This window comes from Gilliamella sp. Nev5-1, assembly GCF_001690895.1.
Lineage (GTDB): Bacteria > Pseudomonadota > Gammaproteobacteria > Enterobacterales > Orbaceae > Gilliamella > Gilliamella apicola_C.
Genome location: NZ_LZHO01000078.1, coordinates 1 through 732, shown reverse-complemented (window position 1 = coordinate 732; position 732 = coordinate 1). Strand labels below are relative to the sequence as shown.

The 732-nt window shown below is 27.9% G+C and carries 1 pseudogene; it reads left to right on the top strand.

Annotated elements, in window-relative coordinates:
* A pseudogene (locus A9G41_RS14340) lies at positions 1–732 on the top strand (hypothetical protein); the annotation flags it as partial.

Sequence of the window (732 nt, the reverse complement as noted above, 5' to 3'; positions counted from 1 at the left end):
GATTCAGATTCTCTAGTATTCAAAGTAGATGATTTTGAAAATCCAGAGAATTCTAAAACTATCAATCTATTGATGAGTTATCCACAATTAACTATATATGTCACTAACTATATAAAAATTTGTTTGGTGGATCAATTTAAAAAAATACCTACATTATCAGACTTTATTGATAACCAAATTAACCTTGAATATATCAAATTATCGTCGCCTTCATCTTTTAAAATCAATACCTATAAAAGTCAGTATCCAGTTATATCAGTGTTAGATTTCGTTAAGTGTGAAAAATACATTGGTAGTCAAGTTGAAGTTATAGGAAAAGTTACCGAAGTGAAGATCGGATGGACTGAAAGGAAATTACCATATATTTTTCTTAATTTTAATGACTGGCGAGGTAAAGCATTCAAAGTAAATATATGGAAAGAAGGTTTAGATGCATTAAATCTAAATCTATCAACTATGAAACCTAATGATATATGGTTAGGAAAATACATAAGTGTTAAAGGATTGATGGAGCCTCCTTATATTAGTTCTAAACATAGATATTCACATCTTTCCATAACTATTACAAAAAATGACCAGCTAACAATTATCTCTCATGATGAGTTCAAAAGGAGATTGGATTGTTGTGAGTTTATTAATAGGATTAATTCTTATACAAGGCAACGGCCATTAGTGTCTAAAAATAATGAAATTATTAAAAATATTTTAAACAATAATATTGATAAGGTTGAG